The 6,158-nt window shown below is 67.9% G+C and carries 8 protein-coding genes; 4 read left to right on the top strand and 4 right to left on the bottom strand.

What is annotated here, in order from left to right:
- Positions 1–68 precede the first annotated feature (68 nt).
- The gene (locus tag ACIO3O_RS41940; RefSeq protein ID WP_401756035.1) at positions 69–503 is read left to right on the top strand and encodes a hypothetical protein; all 435 of its coding nucleotides are present in this window, start codon (positions 69–71) and stop codon (positions 501–503) included.
- Between the two features lie 9 nt (positions 504–512).
- Here ACIO3O_RS41940 and istB read toward each other — a convergent pair whose 3' ends face one another.
- Positions 513–1,283: an IS21-like element helper ATPase IstB gene (gene istB / locus ACIO3O_RS41935; protein WP_401756032.1), complete on the bottom strand. Its 771-nt coding sequence runs from the start codon at positions 1,281–1,283 to the stop codon at positions 513–515.
- Positions 1,280–2,698: an IS21 family transposase gene (istA, locus tag ACIO3O_RS41930; protein WP_401756030.1), complete on the bottom strand. Its 1,419-nt coding sequence runs from the start codon at positions 2,696–2,698 to the stop codon at positions 1,280–1,282. The genes istB and istA overlap by 4 nt, the downstream gene beginning before the upstream one ends.
- 40 nt (positions 2,699–2,738) lie before the next feature.
- On the opposite strand from istA, the gene ACIO3O_RS41925 reads away from it, so the two are divergent.
- The 3 genes from ACIO3O_RS41925 (at position 2,739) to ACIO3O_RS41915 (ending at position 4,801) form a co-directional block, all read left to right on the top strand.
- On the top strand, positions 2,739–3,341 hold the full coding sequence (locus tag ACIO3O_RS41925) for a sigma-70 family RNA polymerase sigma factor (protein WP_401756027.1): 603 nt from the start codon (positions 2,739–2,741) through the stop codon (positions 3,339–3,341).
- The gene (locus ACIO3O_RS41920) at positions 3,338–4,141 is read left to right on the top strand and encodes a hypothetical protein (protein WP_401756024.1); all 804 of its coding nucleotides are present in this window, start codon (positions 3,338–3,340) and stop codon (positions 4,139–4,141) included. The genes ACIO3O_RS41925 and ACIO3O_RS41920 overlap by 4 nt, the downstream gene beginning before the upstream one ends.
- 246 nt (positions 4,142–4,387) lie before the next feature.
- A complete protein-coding gene (locus tag ACIO3O_RS41915; RefSeq protein ID WP_401756021.1) occupies positions 4,388–4,801 on the top strand; it encodes a peptidase inhibitor family I36 protein in 414 nt (137 codons plus the stop codon).
- A gap of 407 nt (positions 4,802–5,208) precedes the next feature.
- Here the strand turns inward: ACIO3O_RS41915 and ACIO3O_RS41910 are convergent, their stop codons facing one another.
- Together ACIO3O_RS41910 and ACIO3O_RS41905 are read right to left on the bottom strand one after the other, a co-directional pair.
- Complete coding sequence (locus ACIO3O_RS41910; RefSeq protein WP_401756019.1) at positions 5,209–5,676, bottom strand: DUF5959 family protein; 468 nt, start codon at positions 5,674–5,676, stop codon at positions 5,209–5,211.
- 141 nt (positions 5,677–5,817) lie between these two features.
- Entirely contained in the window at positions 5,818–6,147 is a 330-nt protein-coding gene (locus ACIO3O_RS41905; protein WP_401756017.1) for a hypothetical protein, read from the bottom strand.
- Positions 6,148–6,158 lie beyond the last annotated feature (11 nt).

The raw sequence follows: 6,158 nt of genomic DNA, 5'->3' as shown, positions 1-6,158 counted from the left end.
TGTCGGCGTACTCGCGTATGTGCAGAGGCTGGTACGGATGAACGTGCAGAGCAAGTAGCCGTCGGCTGGTGTCCATTGCCGTGCGAGATGATGTAGCGGTGGATCTTCGCTATTTCAATCAGACCGGCTGGACTGCCATCTTCAGTGGCACCGAAACCATGATCGGCCGCATGGTGCGGGTCGAGGCATGGGACCCGGCGACGGGGACGGCCCTTGTTGTCGATCCCAAGCGCGGCGCCATGCGTCCCGTAACGGACTACGAGGATTTTTCCCACCTTGAGAAGGCCGACCAGGTCGTAGCCGCAGTGCCTGGTGGCGGGTGGCGGGCCCACTGGAAGGACGAGGGGCCGGGAAAGACCCCGCTGACCGAACTCGTGCTCGCGTGGCTGATCACCTCGCAGGGACGGGCAACGGCCATCACGATGGACGCTCACGGGCACGTTGACGATGCCGATAGCGCCGACGCTTTCATCCCGCCGGGCGAGGAACTGGGGCAGGGTTGAGCCTCGGGATCAGGCGACTTCTGTCTCTCGCTCGATGGCTTTGAGGCGGTTCTTGAGGCGGTAGCTGGGGCCGTTGATCGGGACGACTTCGCAGTGGTGCAGGAGGCGGTCGAGGATCGCGGTGGCGAGAACCTCGTCGCCGAAGACCTGGCCCCATTCGCTGAAGGTCTTGTTCGACGTGAGGATGATCGAGCCCTTCTCATAGCGCTTGGAGATCACCTGGAAGACCAGGTTCGCCTCGGCGCGTTCGAGAGGTTGGTAGCCGACCTCGTCGACTACGAGGACGCTCGGCCGCAGGTAGGAGCCGAGTTTGCTGGTCAGCCGGCCTGCCGCTTCGGCGGCTTTGAGGTTGCGGACCATGTCGTCGAGGCTGGTGAAGTAGATCGAGTAGCCGGCCCGGCAGGCCGCGACGGCTAGCGCGATCGCGATGTGGGTCTTGCCGACGCCGGGCGGCCCGAGCAGGGCGGCGTTGGCCTTGGCCTCGACGAAGGACAGGGTGGCGAGGTCTTTGACCTTGCGCGGGTCGAGGTCAGGCTGGAATGAAAAGTCATACTCATCGAGTGTTTTGTGGTGCGGGAGCCGGGAGAGCCGCAGGCCCTGGCGGAAGCGGCGGTCGTCGCGGACGGCGAGTTCCTCGGAAAGGACCAGGTCGAGGAAGTCGAGGTAGCCGAGCTTCCCCTCGTCCGCCCGCCGGTTGAACTCGTTGATGGTTTCCGCCAGATGGGGCAGGCCGAGCTTCGCGGCCGTGGTGCGGATGCGGTTGCCGGTCAGCTCGCTCACGATGATTCCTTCGTAGTGCGGTGGGTGGTGAAGGGGCGGGTGCCGGTCAGTTCGTCATAGACCGACAGCGGTCGGCGGCCGACCTCGACCTGGGTGGCGGCAGCACGGTTCAGCAGGGCTTGCAGCGGTCCGGCCTCCTCGCCCAGCGGACGTTCATGACGTGGCCGGGGCGGAACGTCGCCGGTGGTGGTCCGGCGTCCCTTGCCGGTGGACAAACCGTCCCAGTGCTGTTCCTCGACGACGCGCATCCCGCGGCCCACCGCCCGCGGGTGCATGGCCAGTAGCGTCTCGCCGCTGGCATTGGGGACGGTGGAGTGCAGCATGACCTGGGACTTCGTAGCCCTGATTTCGACGAGTTGGCGAGGGCGGACCTTCCGGGCGGGCACTGAGTAGAGGTTGCCGCCGAAGGCGATCAGGCAGTCCTTGCCGACCGGCCGCAGGTGTCGTTCAGCCACCAGATACGGGGTTGGCGGCAGTGGCTTAAGGGCTGCGTGGTCCCGGGCGGCACGATGCCCGATCACTTCCCGGTGGGTCTTGTGGATCTGAGCTCGTCGCTGCGGGACCCAAGCGGAGAACGCTGCGTCCAGTTCCTCCACCGAGGAAAAGGCCCGCCCGGACAGGACGTGATCACGCACGATCAGCACCTGGCGTTCGACCCGGCCTTTTCCCTGGGGCCGGTAGGCGGCCAGCACATCGATGTCGAAGTCGTAGTGCCCCGCGAATCCGACCGCTTCGGGATGCAGCGGCACCGCCTCACCTGGGGCGACATGCCGCCGGACGACGGTCTTGGTGCGGTCGTAGACGATCGTCATCGGCACCCCGTTGAAGTGCGCGAATGCCCGCCGGTGGCAGTCGAAGAAGGTCTGCAGGTCCAGGCTGGTGGTGAAGCAGCAGAACGGGTCGCGTGAGTAGGACAGCACCATGTGAAACGAGTAGACCTTCGGAATGCCCAGGTGGGCGAGGATCTTTCCCTCATCGCCCCAGTCCACTTGAGCCTGGGCCCCCGGGACCACCTCGAACCGGCGGTGCATCCCCGCCAACTCCCGTGGGGTGATGCCCAGTTCCTCCGCGACCCTCGGGCGGGCCTCCTGAACGTAGAGCTTGACCCGCTGGTAGTTCCCGGTGAACCCGTATTCCTTGGCCAGCCGCTCGTGAATCACCGCGGCTTTCATCAGGACCTCGGCCCGCAGCATCGCGTCGATCAGCGGAGCGACCTCGTCGACCACCCGCTTGCGTGGTCGACCAGTCGCCGCCCGACGCGGCGGCGCAGATGACCCGTCGACCGACAGGTACTTACTGACCGTCCGCCAGTTCAGCCCGGTCTCCTTGGCGACCTCCGACAGGCTCATCGCTCCGGACTCCACCAGACCGCGAAAGCGCCGGAGTTCCAGCCAGCGCTGCGGATCCAGGACCATGGCCCACCCCTCTCTGCAACCTTGAACTACAGGCAGCAGCGTGCCGGGGACCAGCACTCAGCACATCAAGAACTCTGCACGTTCATTCGTACGCGGCTCTGCGCGTTCATGTGTACGCCGACAACCCGTCGAGCAGGAAGCCCTGCGCACCCTCCTCGCCGGTGACTACCACCGCTACGCGCAGGCCTTCCTGCTGCCCGCCGAGTGCCGCGACGCCATCGAGGACACCTTCGCCGTCCTGTGGCTGTCCTTCGAGGACGCCCTCGCCAGCCCCGACATCCGCCACTACGCCTGGGACATCCTGCGCAGCACGGTCATGGCCAAGACCACCTACCGCGACGGGCGCCCCGCACTCGAAGCAGCCGTCTTCGACACCGTCGCCGCCCAGGACCCCCACACCAGCCCCGGCGACCAGGCCGCCCACGTCGCGAGGAACCTCGAACTGTTCACCGCGATCAGCAAACTCCCCGACATCCAGCTCGACGTCATGGTGCTGCGCCACCTCTGCGGCTTCACCCCCGAGCGGACCTCCGAACTCCTCGGCGTCCCCCTGGCCGCCGCCCTGTCCACCGAGAGACACGCCAGACGCTCTCTGGAATGCGCCCTCATCCTGCCGCCCGAGACCGGAGGCCCCACCCCATGACCACGCTCGACACCCTCCTCGCCCACGCCCTCCTCGCCCCCGAGCGCACCGTGCCCCGCGACATCGTCCCCACCACCCCACCCACCACCCCCCAGCGCCCGCCGGCCCCGGTCGTCACCCAGGTCGCCCCCAACACCGACGCCGCCGACGACCTGCGCGCCCTGTGCGAAACCCTCGTCACCCACACCCCCGCCCAGGCCGTCACCGCGTTCGTCACCGACCAGGTCCCCGAACCCCGCAGCGCCCTCATCCTGGCCTGCGTGCTCCAGCTCACCGACACCGACGAAGGTGCCCGCTTCTGGTGGCAGTACGCCGCCGGCGCCGGACAGCCCGCGGCCGCCTACTGCCTCTACCTCCACCACCTCGCCCTCGGCGAGAACGACGCCGCCCACTGGTGGCACCGCCAGACCAATGACGTCCACCCCACCCAGCAGACCCAGACCACCATCCACCACAAGAAGAACAAACCCACCGTCCTGCACCACGACGACCAGGCCACCACCACCACCCTGCTACGCGTGCTGCGCACCCTCGCCCGCCACGTCACCCGCCCCCGCTCCGCAGCCGTCAGCAACCTCATGGACTACATGCCCATCGCCGTCGCCGTCGGCTACCTCCGCGCCCCCGACATCGACCTCCCCCTGCCCGGACCCGGCTTCGCCCACCACATCAAGGCCCTCCTGGACGCCGCGGCCCAACGCCCCGACCACACCAGCGACCTCCCCGCCCGCCCCCACACCCCACCCCAAAACACCCACCCACCCCAGAACCACAGAGTCGGAGAAACCGCCAGCCGCTGACCCCCCCAGAGGGCACCCGGCCCAGGACACCCCGCCCGCACGGCCAGCGCAGCCCCCGGTGCTGCCCGCCGTGCGGGCAGCACCGCAACGCCCCCTGGCGGCCTACCCCTGGTGCGTGTCCGGCTTCCTGCCGCTCCGGGCTGCCCCTCATGACGCCACTCCATCGAGGGGATTGGGCATTCCTGAAGAGTGACTGCATGTCCGGGGCATGGCGGTCAGGGGGAGCGGGCGCTACGGGTGGGGGTTATGACGACACTTCGCCTGATGCGCGCCGCGGTGACGACCATCGCCGCCGCCCTCCCGCTGCTGCTGACCGCCCCCACCGCCCACGCCACCGTGCAGAGCCGCGCCGCTCAGGTGGCGGAGATCGCCTGCCCGGACGGCTACGTCTGCATCTACCCCGAGATCAGCTTCGGCGGACAGCCGTGGGTGAAGCGGGCGGTGGACGGCAGCGTGAAGGACCTGCCCTCCTCGATCCGCGACCGGGGCAGCTCGATCCGGAACAACTCCGACCGCACCGCCCGCGTCTACGAAAAGCGCAACCACTCAGGTCGCTGGGTCTGCGTGACCCGCAGCGGAGGGTCGATCCACGATCTGCGCAGTTACGACCTGAATGACCAGACCCGCTCATTGAAGATCAACGACAACGACTGCGGCTGACCGGAGACACCACGGGCCGGGGCGCCCGGTCCTGCACCCTGTGCCCCGGGACCCGGCCTTGCAGCAGTCGTGGGCGCAGAGAGCTCCGGGCGGCGATAGTCGTAGCCGGTCCGGCGGTGAGTTCGGCTACGCCGCCGGATCTGGCTCGTTGGGGACACGGGGCCGGCGGGGGATGGCGTTGCACGAGCCGGGGTGTTGGGTGATCAACGGGGAGACACCCGGGGCTGCTCGACACAGGCAGGCGCGGGAGCTGCGGGTTGCCACCGACCGAGGAACCCTCGGCACCCCGCCGACCGACTCCCTTCCAAAACTACCGCGACCAGCGCGAGCTGCTCCGCCGGAAGTGCTGGCGAACCCTGGGCACGTGATCACGACGGGTTCAAGACCTCCCCGACGGATCCAGCCTCTCAGTCAGGCATGTGGTTGTCACCGTGGGGCCAGGTCTCCCACACCAGGTCAAGGCGGCGGTACGCATCGTCGAACCACGTATCAACCAGAGGGACCGTGACCGTCACCGTCGTCAGAGACATGGACTGGTCCTTGATGGTCACGTGGCACCGGTCATCGTGTTCATCGAGGTCGATAAGGAGCCACGGAGCGCTTGCCCCATCGCGCCAGGCGATGTTCCGTCCCGTATCGAGAGAGTCCAGCGCCTGCTGCCACTCCCGCAGATCCTCGGGAGAGATCCAGGTCTTGAGGGTGCCGCGGACGAAGGGCGTGTAGACCAGGAACTCCGCGGCCAGGGCACAGGCCCCGGCAGGATGTGCCCGCCGTGCGCTTCCCAGAACCCGGAGGATCACGCTATTGCCCTCGCCCTCCAGACGGATGAGGTCGACCGGAACCCCAGCCATCACCGATTCAAGCAAGTCGCTCATGCCACGGGACACTAGCCGTCGGCACGGACACCAGAACGGGGAACAGGACACGCGTAAGGCGCACGACCGTGCCCACAGGATGTTCGGCGAAGGCGCGGGTCTCGGCTTCCGCCTCCCGCCGTCAGATGCCGACCGTACGGGTCAGCGTCCCGACTCGGGGTTCGTGCCCGGCGTGAACGCTACGGCCCCGGGGGCGTAGTTCTTGGCGAAGGCGCGGACGACCTGGGTACCGAGCACCCCGAGGTCGGCGTAGCCGATCGGGCCGTCCCAGTCCTTCGTGTCGACGTACGTACGGCAGGAGGGGCAGGCGTAGAAGCGGTCGCCGGAGGACCAGTCGTAGAGCGGGGTGGGGACCAGGTGTTCGATGATGGTGTGGTAGGAGATGGCATCGGGCCTTGAGCAGAAGCGGAAGCGTGCCTCTGCAAGCAGCTGTGCCGCAACTACCGGGACGCGCGTGCACGTTGACGTCACTGGTGGCGGTG

Origin of the sequence: Streptomyces sp. NPDC087440 (genome assembly GCF_044744005.1) — a bacterium.
In the GTDB taxonomy this organism is placed as follows: domain Bacteria; phylum Actinomycetota; class Actinomycetes; order Streptomycetales; family Streptomycetaceae; genus Streptomyces.
Note: the sequence above shows the minus strand (reverse complement) of the source record. Positions and strands in the feature narration are given on the sequence as shown.